General features: G+C 44.0%; 19 protein-coding genes. 8 read left to right on the top strand and 11 right to left on the bottom strand.

Translation table 11 applies throughout. The features are described from left to right. Nucleotides 1-73 precede the first annotated feature (73 nt). Nucleotides 74-427, top strand: coding sequence for a MerR family transcriptional regulator (locus NE257_RS07650; protein ID WP_007207669.1), 354 nt, complete (start codon nucleotides 74-76; stop codon nucleotides 425-427). Here the strand turns inward: NE257_RS07650 and NE257_RS07645 are convergent. Then, nucleotides 424-1440: an NADP-dependent oxidoreductase gene (locus NE257_RS07645; protein WP_007207670.1), complete on the bottom strand. Its 1017-nt coding sequence runs from the start codon at nucleotides 1438-1440 to the stop codon at nucleotides 424-426. The genes NE257_RS07650 and NE257_RS07645 overlap by 4 nt on opposite strands. 179 nt (nucleotides 1441-1619) lie before the next feature. Between NE257_RS07645 and NE257_RS07640 the strand changes: the two genes are divergently transcribed. After that, nucleotides 1620-2564 (top strand): Gfo/Idh/MocA family protein, encoded by a 945-nt coding sequence (locus tag NE257_RS07640; protein ID WP_007207672.1) that lies wholly within the window; start codon nucleotides 1620-1622, stop codon nucleotides 2562-2564. 17 nt (nucleotides 2565-2581) lie between these two features. Here NE257_RS07640 and NE257_RS07635 read toward each other — a convergent pair whose 3' ends face one another. The 7 genes from NE257_RS07635 to menB all read right to left on the bottom strand — a co-directional run bounded on the left by NE257_RS07635 (nucleotide 2582) and on the right by menB (nucleotide 10556). Beyond that, on the bottom strand, nucleotides 2582-3256 hold the full coding sequence (locus NE257_RS07635; protein WP_052607472.1) for an HAD family hydrolase: 675 nt from the start codon (nucleotides 3254-3256) through the stop codon (nucleotides 2582-2584). A 71-nt stretch (nucleotides 3257-3327) separates the two neighbouring features. Further along, nucleotides 3328-4428 (bottom strand): o-succinylbenzoate synthase, encoded by a 1101-nt coding sequence (gene menC / locus NE257_RS07630; RefSeq protein ID WP_251886166.1) that lies wholly within the window; start codon nucleotides 4426-4428, stop codon nucleotides 3328-3330. After that, nucleotides 4425-5243: a 2-succinyl-6-hydroxy-2,4-cyclohexadiene-1-carboxylate synthase gene (gene menH, locus NE257_RS07625; protein WP_251886165.1), complete on the bottom strand. Its 819-nt coding sequence runs from the start codon at nucleotides 5241-5243 to the stop codon at nucleotides 4425-4427. Before menH ends, menC begins: the two co-directional genes overlap by 4 nt. Further along, nucleotides 5243-6952, bottom strand: a complete 1710-nt coding sequence (menD, locus tag NE257_RS07620) for a 2-succinyl-5-enolpyruvyl-6-hydroxy-3-cyclohexene-1-carboxylic-acid synthase (RefSeq protein ID WP_251886164.1) — start codon at nucleotides 6950-6952, stop codon at nucleotides 5243-5245. Before menD ends, menH begins: the two co-directional genes overlap by 1 nt. Further along, nucleotides 6924-8294, bottom strand: a complete 1371-nt coding sequence (locus NE257_RS07615; RefSeq protein ID WP_251869535.1) for an isochorismate synthase — start codon at nucleotides 8292-8294, stop codon at nucleotides 6924-6926. The genes menD and NE257_RS07615 overlap by 29 nt, the downstream gene beginning before the upstream one ends. Next, entirely contained in the window at nucleotides 8272-9741 is a 1470-nt protein-coding gene (gene menE / locus NE257_RS07610) for an o-succinylbenzoate--CoA ligase (RefSeq protein ID WP_251886163.1), read from the bottom strand. Before menE ends, NE257_RS07615 begins: the two co-directional genes overlap by 23 nt. Next, a complete protein-coding gene (gene menB / locus NE257_RS07605; RefSeq protein WP_251851971.1) occupies nucleotides 9741-10556 on the bottom strand; it encodes a 1,4-dihydroxy-2-naphthoyl-CoA synthase in 816 nt (271 codons plus the stop codon). Before menB ends, menE begins: the two co-directional genes overlap by 1 nt. 98 nt (nucleotides 10557-10654) lie before the next feature. Here menB and NE257_RS07600 point away from each other — a divergent pair, with 98 nt between their 5' ends. The 6 genes from NE257_RS07600 (at nucleotide 10655) to NE257_RS07575 (ending at nucleotide 15697) form a co-directional block, all read left to right on the top strand. Further along, a complete protein-coding gene (locus NE257_RS07600; RefSeq protein WP_251851970.1) occupies nucleotides 10655-11017 on the top strand; it encodes a PaaI family thioesterase in 363 nt (120 codons plus the stop codon). A gap of 219 nt (nucleotides 11018-11236) precedes the next feature. Further along, complete coding sequence (locus NE257_RS07595; RefSeq protein WP_251886162.1) at nucleotides 11237-11947, top strand: amino acid ABC transporter permease; 711 nt, start codon at nucleotides 11237-11239, stop codon at nucleotides 11945-11947. Beyond that, nucleotides 11940-12674, top strand: coding sequence for an amino acid ABC transporter ATP-binding protein (locus NE257_RS07590; RefSeq protein WP_251886161.1), 735 nt, complete (start codon nucleotides 11940-11942; stop codon nucleotides 12672-12674). The genes NE257_RS07595 and NE257_RS07590 overlap by 8 nt, the downstream gene beginning before the upstream one ends. A 27-nt stretch (nucleotides 12675-12701) precedes the next feature. Beyond that, entirely contained in the window at nucleotides 12702-13571 is an 870-nt protein-coding gene (locus NE257_RS07585; RefSeq protein WP_251886160.1) for a transporter substrate-binding domain-containing protein, read from the top strand. 28 nt (nucleotides 13572-13599) lie between these two features. Continuing rightward, a complete protein-coding gene (locus tag NE257_RS07580) occupies nucleotides 13600-14793 on the top strand; it encodes a M20 family metallopeptidase (protein WP_251886159.1) in 1194 nt (397 codons plus the stop codon). Nucleotides 14794-14914: 121 nt separating this feature from the next. Further along, nucleotides 14915-15697 carry a 2-keto-4-pentenoate hydratase gene (locus tag NE257_RS07575; protein WP_251886158.1) on the top strand — a complete coding sequence of 261 codons (783 nt, stop codon included), beginning with the start codon at nucleotides 14915-14917 and terminating at the stop codon, nucleotides 15695-15697. Nucleotides 15698-15947: 250 nt separating this feature from the next. Here the strand turns inward: NE257_RS07575 and NE257_RS07570 are convergent, their stop codons facing one another. From NE257_RS07570 to NE257_RS07560, 3 genes are read right to left on the bottom strand one after another with little or no spacing between them, the layout of a single operon-like run. Further along, complete coding sequence (locus NE257_RS07570) at nucleotides 15948-16952, bottom strand: LacI family DNA-binding transcriptional regulator (RefSeq protein WP_251886157.1); 1005 nt, start codon at nucleotides 16950-16952, stop codon at nucleotides 15948-15950. Nucleotides 16953-16960: 8 nt separating this feature from the next. Further along, the gene (locus NE257_RS07565) at nucleotides 16961-18688 is read right to left on the bottom strand and encodes a glycoside hydrolase family 13 protein (protein WP_251886156.1); all 1728 of its coding nucleotides are present in this window, start codon (nucleotides 18686-18688) and stop codon (nucleotides 16961-16963) included. A gap of 23 nt (nucleotides 18689-18711) precedes the next feature. Beyond that, the gene (locus tag NE257_RS07560; protein WP_251886155.1) at nucleotides 18712-20565 is read right to left on the bottom strand and encodes a glycoside hydrolase family 66 protein; all 1854 of its coding nucleotides are present in this window, start codon (nucleotides 20563-20565) and stop codon (nucleotides 18712-18714) included. Between the last annotated feature and the right edge of the window lie 334 nt (nucleotides 20566-20899).

Here is a 20899-nt window from a genome sequence, read left to right as displayed (position 1 = left end):
TAACCTCCTTTTTGCTATACTAATAGTAAAACATACGTGGTGCACCACCTGACAAGCATGGGGGGAATAAATTTTGTACATTGGTGAATTTATCAAAGAAGTTGCTTCAACGAGGGAAACCGTTCGGTACTATATTGAAGAACAATTACTGACTCCTCAAAAAAGGGAAGGAAAGTATTATTTTACAAGTGAAGATCTAGCAGATTTCATGGCAGTTAGAGAATTACGTGCGCTAGGTCTCCCCATTCAATTAATCAAAGAGATTAATCAAAATCGAAAAGCTTGTGGTACTAAGACACAATGGCAAGCCAATTTACAAATCATTGAACAAGAACTCAACCGAGTACAAACAGAAATCAATACCTTAACTCAACAGCAAAACCAACTGCTAGATTTACAAAACCAATTGAGAAAGAAACTTTCTTAATGCGTAGTAGTCATCTCTTCCTCTGGTCGAATGACAATGACAACTTTTCCTTTCACATGACCTTTTCTCACTAAATTGATGGCCGCTTGCCCATTATCCATCGAAAATTGCTCCTCAATATGAATAGGATACTGATTTTGATCAATTAACTGAGCAATCTTTTGCAATTGATTGCCATTTGATTGAGTAAAGAAGGCATAAAAATGGCCTTCTTTTTTACGTGCAAGTCGTGTAAATCTCGAAGTGGCTACTTTTACGAACAATTGGGCGCCCTTACCAAGACCAATTTTTTGAGCAAAGTCTGCGGTTGGTAGCGAAACGATGGTTGCGACGCGTCCACCTTTTTTTAACACGGAAAAGGAATCAACTAAGGTTTGGCCGCCTCTCGTATCAAAAACTGCATCTACTGAAGAAAGGACTTCCTTGAAATTGGTTGTTTGATAGTCAATGATTTTTTCAGGATGATAGGCTGCTAAAAATGCTGCTCCTTGTGCACTAGCAGTGGTCACCACTTGGGCACCCATTGCATGAGCTAACGCAATCGCGGCAGACCCCACACCTCCCGACCCACCGGTAATCAAAAGCGTTTGCTTTGGTTGAAGTTGTAGTCCTTCTTCCAGGGCTTGCCAAGCAGTTAAAGCAGCCAAAGGGACAGATGCTGCTTCAATTAACGAAATGCTTGCCGGCGCATGTGCAATATCGTTGGGTTGGACAGCAATGTATTCACAAAAACTTCCTGTATGAGGCGCACGACCAAATACTTTGTCCCCAATTTGGTATCCTTGAACATTCACACCAACCTCCTTTACAATTCCTGAAAAATCATGACCTAATGTCAGAGGAAGTTTGTTGCCCAATACCCACTTTCCATCACCTTGTTGAATTTTATAATCAACCGGATTGACACTTGCTGCCACAACTTCAATACATAGATGATCCGCTGTGATTGTTGGTTTCTCAACTTCTTGTATCTGCACATCTTCACCATAATGATTTATTTGTAATGCTCGCATTTTTTCTCCTACTTTCTTTTATAGTTGACCAGTCAACAATAAAAGATGGTCTTTCATTTTGCAAGCGGTTCGCTAAAAAACTATTGTATAATAAAGCCAAATTCGTTTGCCCTTTTTTTCGATAGTTAGCAAAAAAGGGCATCTAGTCACGCAACCAAAAAAAGAAAGTAGGTTAACAAATGATTAAATGGGGAATTATTGGTGCTGGTACGATTGCGCAACGGTTTGCAGCAAGCTTAACCAAAATAGAAGAGGCTCAATTAGTAGCTGTCGCTAATCGAACGCTGCCCAAAGCGAGAGCGTTTCAACAAAAACACCATGCTAGCATGGCATTTGATAGTTATCAAGAACTACTTGATCTTGCAGAATTAGACATGGTCTACATTGCTCTACCGCATGCCTATCATGCCGAATGGATCAAAAAAGCGATTGTCGCTGGCAAAGGGATTTTGTGTGAAAAGCCGGCCGTCCTGCATGCCGCTGAATGGCTAGACATTCAAAAATTATTAGCTACGCACCCGGTCTTCTTGATGGAGGCGATGAAAAGTCGTTTTACGCCAGCCTATCAAAAGATGGCCCAACTAGTGAAAGATGGGGAAATTGGCACGATTCAAAAAATTGAAACTTGTCTACGGCGAGACATGCCAAAAGAAGGAACCACGTACCATTACTTGCCTGAACAAGGTGGTTGCTTATTAGACATGGGGATATACAATATTGCCTTGTTGACTGATTTTGTACACGGCACGCCTACTGTCGACTCTTTGACGGCGACGTTTGCAGATGGCATTGAAACTTCGATCGAAGCCACGCTGACGTGCGATCAGATTCCTTTAGTCCTCGAAAGTGGGTTTGACTTATTTAAACCAGCTGTCGCGACGATAAAAGGAACCCAAGGCACGGTCACGATGCCTGACTTCCATCGTCCCACGTCCTTTCGCATTGATTATCTGAATGGTCAAAGCCAATCCTACGAGCTGCCTTATATTCAGGATGACTTTCATGGGGAGATTGTTCACGCGATGACTTGTTTTAAGCAAGGCCTTTACGAAAGTCCCCAAATGACTTGGTCAGACTCTTTGCGCTTTGCCCAGTGGATTGATTGGCTAAAAAGTAAGCAATAACTTTTTCAATCAACACTTTAACGAATCCGCTTTGTTTCTCGTAACCAGCTCAATGCGGCTTGAAAGTCAGTCGCTTCCATTAACGCGTGCTGCCAGTCGCCTTGTTGCTCAGTGATACCGACTGGACTTTCTGGGATAAGTATAAAGGGAATTTCGGCCGCCTCGGCAGCACGTGCACCCGTCAATGAATCCTCAAAGACCAGCCCTTGATTCGGTGATAGTGCCAGCTTCGCTAATGCAAGCTGATAGATTGCTGGATTGGGCTTGGTTTCTTGAACAAGGTCGCCCGTAACCACGACATCAAAATATGGATCTAATTGATACGTATCAAAAATTTTGCGGGTACGCTCTTGCGCCGTCGAAGTGACTAAAGCTGTCTGGTACCCTTGCTTTTTCAAATAGTAGATAGTCTCTAGAAAATAGGGCTTAAGTGGAATGCGACCGGCTTGCAATTCTTGTAAAAAATAGACTTCACGCGCTTGCCGAATCCGAAAAATCTTCTCGCGGTCATGCAGAATTTCTTCTAGCAGTGCTGTTGTCTGTTGAACACTTTTCCCTGAAGTTTGTGCCAAAAAACTCTCTGGCAATGTCTCGCCATTCACATCGGCTCCTACACGCCATCCATCACGATATACCCGCTCTGTATCAATAATTAAGCCATCCATATCAAACAATATTGCTTTCACTTGCATCTTCTTCCACTCCTTTTCTCCTGATAAAAACACCGTTCATCTCTATAGTAGCAGATAAACGGTGTATCTTCTTATGAAAAAACACGGTAATTTGTTTGCCATTCTTTTGGCTCGAAGCTGACGCCAATCCCAGCTTTGCCCGGTATCGTCAAGTTGCCATGGGATAGCTTTGCTGTGGGCGTAACGACGTCAGACTGAAAATAGCGATTCGATGCCGACAGATCACCTGGGAACGTCAGCTCTGAGCGCGCAGAAAAATGCAAATTACATGCGCGACCGACACCTAGTTCATACATTCCGCCGAGCCAAACGAGCATATCGGCCTCATTGGCTGCCCTAAGAATAGCCAAGGCCGCTGTCAATCCGCCCACACGCGGAATTTTTAGATTGATTGCTTGGCAACTGTTAAGCGCTACCGCTGTCTGGACATCTTCGACACTGCGAATGCTTTCATCCAGACAAATGGGTGTCTTGAGTGCTTGTTGCAACTGCGCATGACCGACAAAATCTCGCACGCCAAATGGCTGTTCAATCATCGCAAGCTGGAGTGTATCTAGTTGTTTAAACACTTGCCAGTCGTTCGTTCCTTGATACGCAGAGTTGGCATCAGCCATCAATGTAAGAGTAGGATACGCTGTGCGAATGACTTTCAGCGGATGGTAGTCATAGCCAGGCTTAATTTTCACTTTGATACGTGTGTAGCCATTGCTGACTGCTTCCTCGACGCGCTTAAGCAAATGACTACTATCGGCCTCGATGCCCAGACTTATGCCGACCGGAATGGGACGCTTCACACCGCCGAGTAATGAATACAGTGGCTGCTGCTGACTGCGAGCGTAGCAATCCCATGCAGCCGTCTCTAAAGCGGACTTGGCCATCCAGTTCCCTTGGACGTCAGCGAATAGCTGCTCAATGTCACTTGGATGCTGCCAGTCATGATGTAGTAAGCGCGGAATGAAGTATTGTGCCACCGTCTCACGAGCTGTCGCTAGATATTCTTCAATGTAATCCGGGTGAGCCAGTGCATCTAGCTCACCAAGACCAATCGCACCGCTCTCATCGTGGAGGACATAGATGGAGGCTTCTTTGGCAGTCGTCTGACCATAGCTCGTCTGAAACGGCCGTAAAAAAGGCACACAAAGATCATATTGCTCGATGCGAATAATGTTCATCTTGTCTCTCCTTGTTCGTCAAGCCAATGGCGCACTACTTGGGCAAAGGCATATGGTTGTTCGAGATGCACGCAATGGCCCGCTGCAATCACTTGTAGCACACCTTGTGGCAAGGCAGCTTTCATTTTTTGGGCAATCGCCACAAATTTTGGGTCTTGCTCGCCGACAATCAGCAAGACAGGCAGTGCCAGTGTCGCTAGAGCTTGCCAATAGCTCGGCTGACTGCCTGTCCCCATCTCCCGTAAGCTAGTGGCTAAGCCTTGTGGATTTTGCGACAGTCGTTCATTCCGGACTTGGTCTATCAATGCTTGGGGCAAGCGAGTCTGAGTGGCAAAAAGCGGCAGCTGCTCCCAATACGTAACAAACGCTCGTATTCCTTCTTGCTCGACTTTTTGCGCAAGTCGCATGTCGCTTTGTTGCCGCTCTCTGCGCTCCTTTTCACTTGCTAGTCCAGGAGAGCCACTTTCTAACAGCAGACTTTGGATGCGCTCGGGGTACTTTATCGCCCATCCTAAAGCCAGTCGAGCCCCCATCGAATAGCCGAGTAAGTGATACGTGTCAACCCCTAGAGACTTCACGGTGGCGGCCAGTGTGTCAATAACCGCTTCATAGCGATAGTGACGAGCAGCGATGGCAATGGCGCTCTCGCCATGACCTAGGCAGTCGAGCGCTAACCAATTGTAGTCTGGAAGTAAGTCAGCGATGGCGGCAAAGGTCTTTTTGGTACCGGTAAAACCATGGACACACACCATGACCGGCGCCCCTTCTTTAAATGACCCGAGCCATTCAGAAGCAATCATGCCTGTTGGTTTCATCACCTATCGCTCCCTTGTGTTTGGACTTGTCTTAAGAAGTCTTCCCAAATCGTCACTGGCTCATCAAATGTCCCTTGCACTTCTATCAGTGCTGGCCGACGACTGGCGACTGCTTCTTTTAGCCTCGTTTGATAGTTGGCTAAGCTGGTTGGTTTTTCATAAGCTAGGCTGTAAAGCGTAGCGACCTGAGCAAACTCCAAGTGTGTCGGCGTCGCAAAGAGTGGATCAAAGTCCGCCGCCACAAGTGTCCGCTGACTAAGAAAAGAAAAAATCCCGCCACCTTGGTTGTTCAATAGGACAATCGTGAGCGGCAATTGATACGCCTGAACCATTTGCAACCCATTCATATCATGAAAAAGCGCCAAGTCGCCCGTCAGTAAAATAGTCGGCTGGTTCGTGGCACAAGCAATCCCAGCCGCTGTCGAGACAATCCCGTCGATGCCATTCACCCCGCGATTGCCCCATACCGTAACTGCTTCACTCGGTTGAATAAAGCGATCAAGCATGCGAATCGCATTGCTATTGGACACAAATACCTGCGTCTCAGCCGGTAGCTCTTCTAAAGCATGATACACCGCACTTGTCTCGGATAATACTGTCGGCCAAGTCGCAGTATGAATCAGCTTGGTAAGTCTTGCTTGTTCTTGTTGCCATACATGTAGCCATTCATCTGCACACGGCTTAAGCATCAATTGCAAAATCGCCTGACAGCTCTCCGTGACCGTGTATGGAAGAAAATCCGTTGCGATTTGCAGTTGATCTAGCCATTCTTGGCCATCATCCACTAGTAACCAGCGCACATCTCCTGTCAGCCCTTTTAGCCAGAGCATGACGTTTTTACTCAGCGGTAGGCGACCAAAGCGCAAAATCACTTCCGGCTGCACCAATTGTGTGAACATAGCACTGCTTAGTAACCCGTCAATTTGACGCATATGCTGCTGGCTAGTAACGCCACAAGTTGCCAAATTGGTCAGCGGGTCACCGATAATTGGCCACTTCAATGTGTCTGCTACTTGCAACAACAAGCGTGCTTCTTCAGCCGTACGCTCTTCACCGACCACAATGACACCCTTTTTCTCAAATAGCGACTGATACTCAGTCAATGACACGGTAGTCTGAGTAATAGGATGATCCTCGACACTCGGGTAATTCCTCCGCTCCAAGTTCGGTAATAACGGCTCACGCAATGGCATATTTAAATGAACGGGACCCGCAGGAGATTGACAGGCTTTTTTAACAGCCTGTCTGCCTTGCCACTCACTGTAGCGTAGCAACTCTGGTGAGTCTTCCGCGACAGCCAGCGTGATGGACGACTTGACTTGTTTCCCAAATAATCCATCTTGGGCCATCGTCTGCGGTGCACCGACATGCTGCAATTCCGGTGGCCGATCAGTTGTCAGGACAACTAGTGGCACTCGGCTAGCTTTTGCCTCGCAAATTGCGGGATAGTAATTCGCCGCAGCGGTGCCCGATGTACAGACTAATAGCACAGCTGTTCGACTGGCTTTCGCTAAGCCCAAAGCAAAGAAAGCCGCAGAGCGTTCATCGACTGCCACATAATACTCAATACGAGGGTCGCGATGGATTAACAACGAGACCGGTGTGGAGCGTGAGCCTGGGCTAATGACCGCTTTTTGGATACCTGCAGCCACGAGGCCATCCAAAAAAGCCGTTACATAGTCAGTCATGATTTGTTGCTGGGTCTTCATCGCTAATTCCTCTTTTCATTGGTTGAAATTTGACACTCGTTTCCGCACGCTCTTCTATTGCGACTGAATCGGCTACAATGCCACAGCCAGCATAAAGTAGTGCGTGTTGCTTATACAAAACAGCCGAGCGAATCCCGACTGCAAACTCGCCACCATCTTCAGCTAATGAAAGCCAACCAATAGGGGCACCATATAGCCCTCTGCCGACTGGTTCTTGGTGACGAAGCCAGTGCAATGCTGCTTCCTTTGGTTCGCCGCCTAAAGCGGGCGTCGGATGCAACTGATCAATCATATCTAAAAAAGTCGGTCCCTTTGCTTGCCGTTTGCCGACAATAGGGGCATAGAGATGTTGAATGTCGCGATTTTTAAGCAAGGTTCGCTCGCCGACAGTCACCTGATTTTGGGTGAAAGGAGCGATTGCCTTGCGAATGCGATCCACCACGATTTGATGCTCATGCAAATTTTTTGCTGAATGCAACAAAGCTGCCCCAAGTGTCTGATCCTCATCGGCAGTCTGGCCGCGTTCGATTGAGCCAGCGACCGCAGCGGTATAAATGGTGTCCGTTTCACCCGCTAATAAGCGCTCCGGTGTCGCGCCGACAAAGATGCGCTCGTTACGCTGTAAGAAAAAAACATACGTCTGTGGCTGTTGCACCAGTAATCGTTGTACTAGTTGCGCCCCATCAATCTCTCGCTCCATCTCTAAGCGTAATTGCCTAGCTAGGACAATTTTTTTCAATGGATTGCCCGGATCTTTGATGGTCGCGACCGCCTCTTCAACAGTCGTTAACCACTGCGTTACAGCTAATTCTTCCATAGCTTGTACATGGTTGTCTTTTTTAGGGTGTGACGTTGTGACTGCGGCAAAAAAGCGTTGTTGCAGCTGATTAAAGTCAAGCGCTAGTTGCGCATAGGTCGCTGGTCGCTTAACGATGAGTGTGACGTGCCAGCGATGATGTTGGTAGACTAGCTCAATCTCTGGTAGCACAAAGCCCCCTTCAGCCAACTCGTCCCAAAGTGGGGCTTTCTTCGCTTGTGGATCAAACGGCAGTGCCCCCACTAAGCGACAAGCCTGTGACGGATCAAACAACTGTGTTCGTAATCGCTCTTTTTGCTGATGCATCTGCTGACTTTTAGCAGACGGTAGCTGAAACACTTCACCAATACCAAGTAACGTCAAAGACTGATCCGGCGTTTGCCAAAAAAACCGAGTCTCTGCTGGATCAAACGCCTGCAACATCATGGCCGGTGTCAGTGAGGTCTCATATTCAAATGTATAACTAAAATAAGATTTAGCAGCTTGGTAAGCTTGTTCATACTCAGGTGCCAAGCGGATAATCAATGTACTTCACTCTTTCTTCTGTTAAAAGTGGTCGCTTCAAGACTTTCCCGCTGGCTGTTTTTGGCAAAGCATGGACGACATAAATTTCTTTTGGTTGTTTATATGTTGCTAGTGATTGTTGCAAGTATGCTTGCAGCATAGCCAAGGTTACCTGACTACTGACTTGAATGTAGGCAGTCGGGACTTGTCCCCAGCGCACATCTTCACGACCAACGACGGCCGCTTCCTCAATCGACGGATGCTGGAGTAGCACTTGCTCCACTTCCGAGGGATAGATATTTTCGCCCCCTGAAATAATCAATTCACTCAGACGACTCTTTACATATAAGGCGCCATCCTCATCAAGATACCCTAGATCCCCAGTGTTAAACCAGCCATCTTGCGTCCACGCACTTGTTTGTGAATGATTCAAGTATGACTGGATGACTGATGGTCCTTGGATGAATATCTCCCCAACTTTTCCGGGAGCCATTTTTGGGTCACCAATTTTGATTGCCACATCGTGTAAGGGATAGCCCGCAGCACCGATTTTATTGGCTACTTCATCTGTAGGGACTGCTACGATTTGCGAACAAGTCTCCGTCATCCCAAACGAGGGCATGATGGGGATATTTTTCGCTAAAGCTTGTTGCACGACTGGCTGTGTGATTGGATCACCACCAAGTAATAGTGTTTTTAGCTGCGGATAGCCCGTAGCTGAGAGATAAGGCAGTAGCTGCTGCAAGGCACTCGTTACCAATGAGAGGACCGTGACTTGTTTGTCTTGCAAGCTCTCCTCTATCGCAATAGGGTCAAAGCCATCATACAAATACACCGCTAACCCTAATCGCAGCGAGCGTAGAAGAATCGACAGCCCACTAATATGAAACAGCGGCAAGACCAAGCCCCAGCAATCAGCTTGCGTTAAGTGCATGGACTGTTGCGTCGCCAAGGCACTTGCCTGATGATTGGCAAAAGACTGCGGTACTCCTTTGGGCCGACCTGTCGTACCTGACGTATACATAATTGAGGCGACTGCTTGTTCCTGATACCCCTTATCTATATAGTGCGTCTCAGGTACTGCAGGTAACGTCTTTGGTATCGTTAGCTGCTGCATAAAGTCAGGGACAGCGAGTGGCTCATCGCTAATCAAAAAAGTCGTCTGCGCATCGGCCATCTGAAAGAGCCATTCTTGCTCCGTCAAGCGCCGATTCAGCAATTGAACCTCAATTCCTAATTCCCATAGACCAGTAATTGAAAAATAACACTCCGGTGAATTTTTGCTAAAAAGTGCCACTCGTTTCGTATTTTGGGGAATGTGTGCCCCATAGTAGGCAGCGTAGCGCTGAGCAAGTTGGGCAAGCAAAGAAAACGACCAGCTTTCTTTTTTCCATAAAAAAGCGGGTCGTTCTGGATGAAGCAATGCTTGCTGTTGCAACCAACTGCTTGGTTTGTTCGTAGGTTGCATTATGGGAATTTTGGAAATTGGTCAAAATCCGGCGTGCGTTTTTCTTTAAACGCATCGCGGCCTTCTTTGGCTTCATCCATTGTATAGTAAAGAAGTGTCGCATCGCCTGCTAATTGTTGAATACCAGCTAAGCCATCGGTATCGGCATTCATCGCAGCCTTAATCATCCGTAAAGCAAGTGGACTTTTCGTCAGCATTTCTTCTGCCCATTCCATTGTTACATCTTCAACTTCCGCTAAAGGAACAACCGTGTTAATCCAGTTCATTTGCAAAGCTTCTTCAGCTGTATATTGTTTCGTCATAAACCAAACTTCTTTCGCTTTTTTATGACCGATAACACGTGCCAAGTAGCCTGCACCATAGCCACCATCAAAGCTTCCGACATTTGGTCCTGTTTGACCAAACTTCGCATTGTCAGCAGCAATTGTAATGTCACACACCAATTGCAACACATTTCCGCCACCAATCGACCAGCCTTTGACCATCGCAATGACAGGCTTTGGAATAACACGAATCAAGCGTTGTAAATCAAGAACATTCAAGCGTGGCACTTGGTCTTCACCTACGTAACCACCGTTGCCTCGCACTTTTTGGTCGCCACCGGAACAAAAGGCCAAATCCCCTTCACCCGTCAAAATAATGACGCCGATATCCGTTTTGTCACGGCTAATTGAAAATGCATCAATCAATTCAAATACAGTTTTTGGTGTAAACGCATTGTGGACATGCGGACGATTGATACTTATTTTTGCGACTTTTCCATGTTGTTGAAACAAAATTTCCTCATACTCTTTTACTGTTTGCCATTCTCTCAAACCATTGACCTCCTTAAGTCGTTTCCTGTACTATTATACACAATTAGAGCTTTTTTTCCCAACGAACGAGATTAGAAACATGAACTGGAGGTACTGCTATGAATTTACTGACCCATCTTGGGATTAAAACCGAACAAGTTACCGCTGAAAAAGTCATTCTTTCGTTACAAGTAAACGAAACACACCAGCAACCATATGGCGTCATGCACGGTGGCGTGAGTGCTGTATTGATTGAGACTGCTTGTAGTATCGGTGGCAATGCCAATCTGCAACATGCCCATGCGGTCGGTATCGATCTGTCGGTGAATCACTTAAAAAGTATCGCCACAGGACCTGTCACCGTCGTCGCCACGCCCGATCGAATCGGACGTACCATTCAAGTATGGCAAGCGACTCTCTATAATGACCAACAAGAAAAACTAGCAGTCGGTCGTTGCACACTCGCTGTTGTCACGCATTAAGGTAAAAATTTTTTAGAAAATAAGCAAAAATAAGAATCTCATCTAAAACTGATGATTATTCGTTATTTTTGCTTATTCTTTTTTATTTATGCGTTAAAAACCCGCTTTTTTATAATAATTATTCAAAATAACTTTACTTTTGCTACATTCTATCTTATGATAAGCATACTTAATTGAATAAAAATTCAAAATAAACAGTATAAAACGAGGTTTTTGTATATGAATGCATATTTAGGAATTGTTATTGATTTCTCTAAAGTCGTCAAATGGTTACCTACATTTTGGCAAGGCACCATCGTCACTGTCGCCTTAGCGATCATGACCGTCATTATCGGTTCGTTGATTGGCTTATTGGCAACCATCATGAAGCAATCAAGTTTTGCGCCTTTGCGCTGGTTAGCCAAAGCGTATACCCAAGTCGTCCGCGGCACTCCCTTACTGCTTCAGCTCTTTATGTGGTTATACGGCTTTCCCATTATCGGCATCTCAATCCCACCCATCCCACTACTCGGTGATGTGTTTGGTTCACGCGAATTTTTGACCGCTGTAGTAGCTCTTTCTATTAATTCAGGTGCATACATATGCGAATTACTACGAGGTGGCTTGGAATCGATTGATAAAGGTCAGATGGAAGCTGGCAGATCATTGGGTCTTAGTCGCTGGCAAACCATGAAAGCCATCATTATCCCACAAGCTGTCCGCGTAGTCTTACCAGGATTGGGGAACGAATTTATTATGATGATTAAAGAATCTTCCATCGTATCGGTCGTAGGAGTCTTCGATGTCATGTATACCTACAACATCGTCAAAGCGTCGACCTATTCGATTTTTGAACCGCTGATTGTTGTCGGGATTATTTATTTTCTTTTGACAGCCGGCCTAACTTCTTTAATGTCTATGCTAGAAAAGAGGATGCATGTCTATGATTAAAACAGTGAACGTCACCAAAAAATTTGGCGACTTAGAAGTATTAAAAGGGATTTCGACCGATATTCAAAAAGGTGAAGTCGTCGCAATTATCGGTCCTTCTGGCTCAGGGAAGTCAACGTTTCTCCGTTGTTTAAACTTAATGGAGACCCCGACAAGTGGGGAAGTCATCTTCGAAAACCAAGATCTGACAGCCAAGAAATTAAAAGAAGCCGATATTGACCAGGTTCGCGAAAAAATCGGCATGGTCTTTCAACACTTCAATCTTTTCCCAAATAAGACCGTCCTTGAAAATATCACTTTGGCACCAATCATGCGTAAAAAGATGAGCAAGGTACAAGCGGAACAAAAAGCAGATGAACTGTTGCAAAAAGTCGGCTTAGCAGAGAAAAAATATGCCTATCCAAACCAACTATCCGGTGGTCAAAAACAACGGGTCGCTATCGCTAGATCACTCGCAATGGAGCCCTATCTGATGCTTTTTGATGAACCGACCTCTGCCTTAGATCCGGAGATGGTCAAGGAAGTCTTGCTTGTGATTCAAGACTTGACCAAAAGTCATATGACGACTGTCATTGTGACCCACGAAATGAATTTTGCGAAAAAAGTCGCCTCGCGCGTGCTCTTTATTGACCAAGGACGCATCGTTGAAGAAGGGACACCTGAAGAATTGTTCCAACATCCAAAAGAGGAACGCACCAAATTATTCCTCGATAAAATCACCTTTTAATGACACTTACTGAATGGAGAGAATACTATGAAAAAAAATTGGGTATATACGAGCATCTTTGCACTACTAGCGGTCGTGACACTAGCGGCTTGCGGATCATCTTCTAGCTCTAGTAACACAGATTCCGATACACTAGCGAAAATCAAAGCAAGTGGCAAATTTGTCGTGGGGACGTCACCTGATTTTCCGCCATCTGAATTTTATATTTTAAATGATCAAGGTGAAAAAGAAATTGTAGGCAGCGATATTTCATTAGCTAAAGCCATTGCCAAAGAAATCGGCGTAAAATTAGATATCAAAGCAACTGACTTTAACGGCGTACTTGCCAACATTCAGACTGGCAGTGTCGATATTGGTATCTCTGGTTTCGTTGGAACAGATGAACGAAAAAAAATCATGGACTTTTCCGATGGCTATGAGCAAGAAGTCAGCGATGGTTATCAGGGTATTTTAACGACAAAAGAGATTGCTGAAAAGTATTCATCGTTAGCTGATTTGAAGAAAGCAAAATTAAAAGTTGGCGCTCAATCTGGATCAATTCAGTATGAATTAGCTTCCGGATTGACCTCAACAGCCAACTTAAAACAATACGGCACGATGGATGCGGCAGTTCTTGCACTAAATGCTGGTGACATTGATGCGGTGACGGTGTCCACCACTTCGGTAGAACCGCTATTGACTTCTTTCCCTAACTTAACAATCTTAAGCAAAGAAGAATTTAATCTTGACCCTGACAACAAATATGCGACCAATGTCATTGGTATTCCTAAAGATGATGCCAACAAATCACTTATTAAAGTCATCAACAAAGTTATCAAAGAAAATAAAGAAAATGGAAACTTAGAGAAATGGAAAGACGAAGCCACTGAGCAAGCCAAAAAAGCAATTAGTGAATAATGATTGAATGAGAAAGAAGGCTATCTACATGACGGTAAAAGAACAGCTGATTGCATCAATTGAAACGAATATCGATGCATATATGGAGATTGTACAAACGCTATACGACAATCCTGAAATTGGTAATGAAGAGTTTGAAACAATGAAATTATTGGTATCCTATCTTACAAAAGCTGGGTTCGATACCCAATCAGCATACATTGTTCCGACTGGCTTTTTAGGAACATATGACACGCATAAGCCCGGACCGACGATTGCAGTAATGTGCGAGTATGACGCCCTACCTGAAGTTGGTCATGGCTGCGGCCACAATCTAATTGCAGCTATCGGTGTCGCCACTGGTGAAGCTGTTAAAGGTATTATCGATCAATTTGGTGGAAAACTACTTGTCGTCGGCACACCTGCAGAAGAAAACTTTGGTGGCAAAGTAAGTATGGCTGAAGCTGGCGTCTTTGATGCTGTTGATGTTGCCCTTATGGTTCACCCCGGCGTTAAAAATGGTGTCGGTGGTCGTTCAAATGCCCTAAATCCGATTAAATTTGAATTTTTTGGTAAAAATGCGCACGGCTGTCACCCTGACTTAGGTCGATCTGCTCTCGATGCAGCAGTGATGAGCTATCTGCAAATCAACTTATTGCGTCAATTTGCCAAACCACACACCTACATTCACGGTATTATCAAAGATGGCGGCCGAGCAGCCAATGTCATTCCTGGCTATGCGTCATTAGAATATTACTTCCGTGCACCCACTATGTCTTATGCGAAGTATTTAACAGAGCGCGCGACCAAAGCGGTGGAAGGCATCTGTCTAGCTAACGATGTGACGTTTAAGACGTCCACTTATGAATGCCCTTATGAAGATACATTAATCAACTACACATTGGCAGATATCTTAATGGAAAAATACCAAGAAATCGGCTTAACAGATATCGCACCCGTCGAAGAAGTAGCTGCTGGGTCGACAGATGTCGGTGCAGTCAGCTATAAGTGCCCTACCATTCAAGGGAATATCAAAATCGCTGATAGTCATGTCGGTGCCCACACAAAAGAAATGGCCGCTGCCACCATCTCACCTGACGGAAAAAAAGGGCTGATTTCAGCAGCCAAAGGACTCGCCTTGACCATTCTTGAATTACTTGAAAATCCTGAATTATTAGCAGCAGTCAAAGCCGAGCATCAAGAAACGATTAAAAAAGCACTGACCCTTGATTCGCTTGCCTAGTAAAAAAGACCAACCCTTCTGATAAATCCAGGAGATTGGTCTTTTTAATTGGCATTTGGTGATTCGTTGCAGGATTAATAGGAGTATGTTACAGTTTTAGCAAATAAAAGGAGGGATTTTCATGACATTATCTACTGAACAACACGCACTGGCAGAAGCTTTACTTGACGCCTATAAAAAAAGACATTCACTACCTATTAGCGAGGCCGAATTAACCGTTGGAAAACTGGAAGATGCGTATGCCATCCAAGCTTTAATCAGCGAACAAAAAGATACCCCCGTTGCCGGCTACAAAGTCAGCTTAACGAGTGAAAAAACACAAAAACTTTTTGACTCAACTGAACCATTATACGGAGCAGAAGAACAAGCTCAAATCCTGACCTCTCCTGCGACTGTCAACTTAGCAGACTTTTTAGAACCTTTAGTTGAAATCGAGCTGGTCTTCACTGCAACAAGCACGCTATCTGAGACAGATACACTCCCTGAACTATGCGAAAAATTAACCGTAGCCCCAGGTATTGAACTCCCTGATTCACGCTTTGCAGATTGGTTCCCTGATTTGAATAAATATCTAGTCGTATCAGATGGGGCTGTAGGTGGAAACATTGTCTTAGGTGCCTCTCAACCAGTCTCAGCGATTTCATTTGATGAACTTGGACAAATTGAAGGAACCTTGTTCGTAGATGACGAACAAGTAGCACAAGGCTTATCTTCTGAAGTGTTGTCAAATCCTCTCATCTCAGTCCAATGGTTAATCAAAAAATTAGCCCAATCGAATCAACAAATTACTGAGGGAATGCACATTTCAAGTGGGACATTTATTTTTCCAGTACCTTTAAAAAAAGGGACGTTCAAGGCCGTTTATTCACATGGTATTGGTGAAGTTGTCGTACACGCAAAATAAAAAAGCACACTAGTTGGGGGCTAGTGTACTCGGGAGAAAGAAATGAAAAAAAGTTTGGTTTGTTTGGGTATGAATAGAGTATAGCTACCCAAACTCAAACAAACCATAAAGAGACGTATCCATTCTTTTTTACTACTACATCCGAATCGACCAGACAAACTAGCTCCTAAATAAGACCAGAAAATCCCAAAGGTTGAGACATACCTTTGGGATTTTCTGGTCTTTTTATAACCAACAATATTTCACTTTTTTATCGGGCTAACTTACGAACGGTTTGCCGTTCCTTTAATTCAAAGGGAATAATCTCTGATGTCATTACTTGCTTTTTGGTAATCGAGTGAATCAACCGCTGACAGCCGCGCGCGCCCATCTCATAAAAAGGCTGGGCAATCGTTGTAAGTGGCGGTGTCGTCATCCACGCGATACTTGTGTCATCATAGCCCACTACGGATAATTGCTCTGGAACACGAATGCCCGCCTGATGGGCCACTGAGATCACTCCTAAGGCGACATCGTCACTAGCACAGACGATGGCAGTCGGCATCGTCTGATGAAGGTACTGCTTCATCGCTTGCTGACCAGACTCAAAGCTGAAATCACCAAATACAATCAACGAGTCATCCACAGCTAGTTGGTTGTCCTCAAGACAATTGAGATACCCAGCCAGACGTGGTTTACCGGCCACTGCATCGTCGGGATTGATGCCAGCTAGTGCTATCTTTTGATGATTTTGCTGAATTAAATAGTGTGTAGCATGATACATTGCTTCATAGTCATCAACTTTGATATATGGTAGTTGCTTGTCTTCAGAAATCGTCGATAACAAAATAGTTGGCACGCCTAATTGACGAACCAATTCTTGCCGCTCTTGATTCAGATAGATAGAGACAATCATAATCCCATCCACTCGCCGATTGACCATTAATTTCAGGCTATTAACCAAACGTTTCCCTTCAACACCAGCATGTGTCAGAATGACACTATACCCAAAATCATAGGCTATATCCTCAATTCCCGTAACGATATTTCCATAAAACGATGTACTGACATCGGGAATAATGATGCCGATGGTTTTGGTTTTATTGGTGACCAAACTGGTCGCCGCTTCGTTCTTGTAATAACCAAGCTCCTTTGCCGCAGCTAACACGCGGTCTCTAGTCTCGTCTCCATAGCCACCGATGTCATTGATGACGCGTGAAACAGTAGCCGTAGAAACATTCGCCCGCCGCGCGATATCTTTGATTGTGGTTGCCATGATTTTACCTACCTTATCTTTTCATTGAATGTCTCTTTGACACGCTGATTCATATGGTATACACGGGCTTCATATGGAGCAAGTGCCATCGTTTTTTGGTGTTGTGTCAGCTGTAGCTCATGCTCACTACTTGCCCCCTCAACAGAATGATTGTCGATGACCAGCGTCCAACTCTGACCACTAATTGCAGCTGGTAAGTCAATTTCAGCCGCATCTTTGGTTAAGTTTACCACCACGAGCATTCGCTCTGTTCCTAAAAAGCGTTCATAAACATAGACTTTGGGATCATCGAGTAAGTAATCATGGTAATGACCCGTAACGAATACCGCACGATTTTTTCTTAGCTGAATCAATTGCTTGTAATACGACAAAATCGAGTTAGGCTGTTTTAACTGTGCAGCTACGTTAATCTCTTCATAGTTTGGATTGACCACTAGCCATGGCTCTGCTGTCGAAAAACCAGCATTTTCCTCCGTACTCCACTGCATTGGCGTACGGCTATTGTCTCTAGAGATGCTACTCATTAGTTCTAGTATTTCCAGATTACGCTCACCACTATCTTCAAGCTTTCGCAGCTCTTCAATTTGCTGCTTGGCAGTCACGTCATCAAGCTGATCCAAGTCCGTAAAGGTCATATTGGTCATACCAAGCTCTTGCCCTTGATAAATAAATGGCGTGCCTTGTAACAGTAAATACATTGTAGCCAAGGCGGTCGCTGCCTTTTGGCGGTACACAGGCTGATCATTACCAAATACCGAGACACTCCGCGGCACGTCATGGTTTTCCATGTACAATGCGTTCCATCCTTTGCCGTAATCCAGTTGCTTTTGCCAATGACTGAGCGCTTTTTTCAGTGCGATGACATCAATTGTGTCCTGTTTTTCTCGCTTCCATAAAGAAATATGCTCGAATTCAAAAATCATATTGAAATACCCATCTTCACCGACCCACTCAGGTGCTTGCTCGGCCGTCACACCAGATGCTTCACCGACTGTCACAATATCATATTCTTTAAATATTTGACCCAATTCCGTCAAGTAAACATCGATGCCTGCTACATTGGTGAACGGTGAAAATGCCCAATCTGCTTGCGGCTTAGTATCCCAAGAAGATTTTTTAATATGTGAGATAGCATCAATGCGAAATCCATCAATTCCTAAATCTAGCCACCAACGAATCATTTTATATAGATCTTGCCGCATCTGCTTGTTTTCCCAGTTTAAGTCCGGCTGTTCTTTGGCAAACACATGAAGGTACTGTTTCTTTAGAGAAGGCACCTCTTGCCAAATCGATCCACCAAAAATGGATTCCCATTCATTAGGCTTTTGTATGCCATCTGCCCAAATATAATAATCATGATAGGGATTGTCTGGTCCTTTGAGTGCTTCTTGAAACCACGGATGCTGATCTGACGTATGATTGATGACTAAGTCCATAATAATCTTAATGCCATGCGCATGCGCCTCTTTGATTAAATCCACCATCTCCGCCATAGTACCATACTCAGGATTAATCGCTTGGTAATCACTAATATCATACCCATTATCGACATTGGGTGAAGCATAGATGGGATTCAGCCAAACAAAATCAATGCCCAGCTCTTTTAAATACGGCAATCTTTGGCGAATGCCATTTAAATCTCCGATGCCATCATGATTGGTATCTTGAAAACTTTTTGGATAGATTTGATAGCCTATCGCATCTTTCCACCAAGGAATCGTTTGTTCTTCGTGCATAATAATACTCCTTTTTTACATTATTATTGAAAATAGATCATATCCCAATATTCTAGGCTACTAACCGGTACTTCTAAATATTTTCCTTTACTATCTTCTCCTCTTGTCATCGCCACGACTTTTGATCGACTATCAAAATCCGGATCTGGTGAAGTAAGATAGGCATGCTGATAGTCATTTTCTGTATAATAGCGAACTGTCAATTTTTCTTTCTTATTTGGAGTTGCTTTTTGACCTTCATTTGCTCGCCAAGTAACATCTTTAACGCCACTCAAATTAATGAGCTGAATTGCTTCAATACCTTTTTTTTCTTTTGCATAGGCCCAAATAGTATCAGGTTGGCCATCACTGCTGGTTTGTTCATCGACGATTTGAATCAATTTTTGATTATCTTCCAAGCCATCACGTAAGATATTTTGATAAGCTACAATAAATTCTTGCAGTGCATGTTGGCGTTTTTGGTGCTCTTTACTCATATATAGGTTCTTATTAGGGAAATACTCATTTGAAAGCATTTCTGTGCCATTCCCTAATTCAATTCTTGAACCACCCGCTGCATAAACGGCTGCATTGGTTAATAAAACGGCTGCTTGATTAAATGGTTTACGTTTCCCTTGGGCTGCTGCATAATCATATTCCATATAAGCCGGTATAATTAACGATTTTCCATTGCTTTCTTTACGTGACTGATCGATTTCTCGCTTCAAGCTCATATAATCATCATACGTATGCCCTTCACTGTCTTTATCCCAAGGCCAAATTTCAGAGTAGAGGACATCAACATTTGATGCATTTACCTGCTCGATGCCCTGCGCACCTACTGGATTAAAAGAAAGGTAGTAGCGATCCCCTAGACGTTCTTTTACGGTATTTAAAAATGACTTGTAGCTATCTTTCACATATTTTGCTTTTTCGGGTTTCCCAATATCCGCAGTGGTCCACATTTTTCCCCATTCCCCAACAGTGTCACCATGCCAACCATCAAATCCCATTACTTCTAATGCTTCTTTGTTTTTTTCGATGATATAATCTTGCCATTCAGGGTTATCTAAATCAAAGAAAAATAGATTTGATTGACCCGTGGGACTTGCACCCATTTTAAAGGTAAAGACATCCCCTGGCCGTCTACCAGCTTCTCCATGATCCTCAGCATAATGCAACAACCATTCGTCTTTAATTCCGTACTTCCTATAATTATTCGTTGCTGCGTAGACCATATTATAACTCATATTCACGATATTTTCTTGCTTAGCCAGCTGAATATATTCTTTTACTTTATTGCCATCAATTTGTCTGCCTGACCAATCCTGCCAAGTCATTGAGCCATCATCAGGAATCAGTTGATGATGCAAAAATTTCCAATCATAATATTCAATAGAGTTTAGCTGCCAATCTTTCATCTGTGCGATGGTTTTAGTGGGCGTTGCTTCATCGCCAAATTCTGTTAAATAGCCATAACGTGGAAACTTGGTCCAGTTACTCGAAACATCCACCGCTTTATTGGTTTGAGCAATGGTTTCTCCGGATTGATTTTTCATTTCAATTTGCAATAAATATCCTTGAAAATCGGTTTTTGGAGGCTGCCATTCAATGGTCATCTGTCCCTTACCGTTAACGGTTTCCCATTTTGCAGCTTTTTGATCAACTTTTTTCCCCAAATGAGTCACCCGTAATTGATAGGTTCCTTGATTTTTTTTTGCTTCATCCGCTAATGAAACGGTTAAGGTTACCTTGTCCCCAGGTCGATAGACGGCTTGGTCTGCGCTTATCTTATCAATTGACACGTTTGCCTGTTTTTGATTATTCGTTCTCACCACTCCAAAGATTACTCCGACAACCAGAGCCCCACTTATTATTCCAAAAACAATTTTTTTCATATTTGCTCCCTTCAGTGCATGATTGTAAACAGTCGTTCTTATCAAAAAAACCGAACCATAATGAGACTGGTTCATGTCACTGCTTGTAACAAGTGAGATTCATCATCACTATCGTTCGGGTCTGGTTTTACTGCTATACATACATGTCCCTTTTTACTCAGCTAGTCACTCTGCACGTTGGTCCGTGTATTCGCATTCAAACAGTGCTTGTGATAACTCACGAGAAGGTACTTGGGAAAGTAAATTGAATCGTTTTTTCTTACTTGATTCATTCCGGTAACGATCCCATAATTGATCTTTTAATTCATTCTCAATATTTGCTCGTTTTAAGATA

It is taken from the genome of Enterococcus italicus (assembly GCF_023743875.1).
Taxonomy (GTDB): domain Bacteria; phylum Bacillota; class Bacilli; order Lactobacillales; family Enterococcaceae; genus Enterococcus_G; species Enterococcus_G italicus.
This window is presented reverse-complemented; position numbering and strand designations above follow the sequence as displayed.

Coding starts and splice junctions, on each gene's coding strand:
- NE257_RS07645 (WP_007207670.1), bottom strand. CDS start 1,440: ATGCGAGCATTACAAATAAATCATTATGGTGAAGATGTGCAGATACAA.
- NE257_RS07640 (WP_007207672.1), top strand. CDS start 1,620: ATGATTAAATGGGGAATTATTGGTGCTGGTACGATTGCGCAACGGTTT.
- NE257_RS07635 (WP_052607472.1), bottom strand. CDS start 3,256: ATGCAAGTGAAAGCAATATTGTTTGATATGGATGGCTTAATTATTGAT.
- menC (WP_251886166.1), bottom strand. CDS start 4,428: ATGAACATTATTCGCATCGAGCAATATGATCTTTGTGTGCCTTTTTTA.
- menH (WP_251886165.1), bottom strand. CDS start 5,243: ATGAAACCAACAGGCATGATTGCTTCTGAATGGCTCGGGTCATTTAAA.
- menD (WP_251886164.1), bottom strand. CDS start 6,952: ATGAAGACCCAGCAACAAATCATGACTGACTATGTAACGGCTTTTTTG.
- menE (WP_251886163.1), bottom strand. CDS start 9,741: ATGCAACCTACGAACAAACCAAGCAGTTGGTTGCAACAGCAAGCATTG.
- NE257_RS07600 (WP_251851970.1), top strand. CDS start 10,655: ATGAATTTACTGACCCATCTTGGGATTAAAACCGAACAAGTTACCGCT.
- NE257_RS07595 (WP_251886162.1), top strand. CDS start 11,237: ATGAATGCATATTTAGGAATTGTTATTGATTTCTCTAAAGTCGTCAAA.
- NE257_RS07590 (WP_251886161.1), top strand. CDS start 11,940: ATGATTAAAACAGTGAACGTCACCAAAAAATTTGGCGACTTAGAAGTA.
- NE257_RS07585 (WP_251886160.1), top strand. CDS start 12,702: ATGAAAAAAAATTGGGTATATACGAGCATCTTTGCACTACTAGCGGTC.
- NE257_RS07580 (WP_251886159.1), top strand. CDS start 13,600: ATGACGGTAAAAGAACAGCTGATTGCATCAATTGAAACGAATATCGAT.
- NE257_RS07575 (WP_251886158.1), top strand. CDS start 14,915: ATGACATTATCTACTGAACAACACGCACTGGCAGAAGCTTTACTTGAC.
- NE257_RS07570 (WP_251886157.1), bottom strand. CDS start 16,952: ATGGCAACCACAATCAAAGATATCGCGCGGCGGGCGAATGTTTCTACG.
- NE257_RS07565 (WP_251886156.1), bottom strand. CDS start 18,688: ATGCACGAAGAACAAACGATTCCTTGGTGGAAAGATGCGATAGGCTAT.
- NE257_RS07560 (WP_251886155.1), bottom strand. CDS start 20,565: ATGAAAAAAATTGTTTTTGGAATAATAAGTGGGGCTCTGGTTGTCGGA.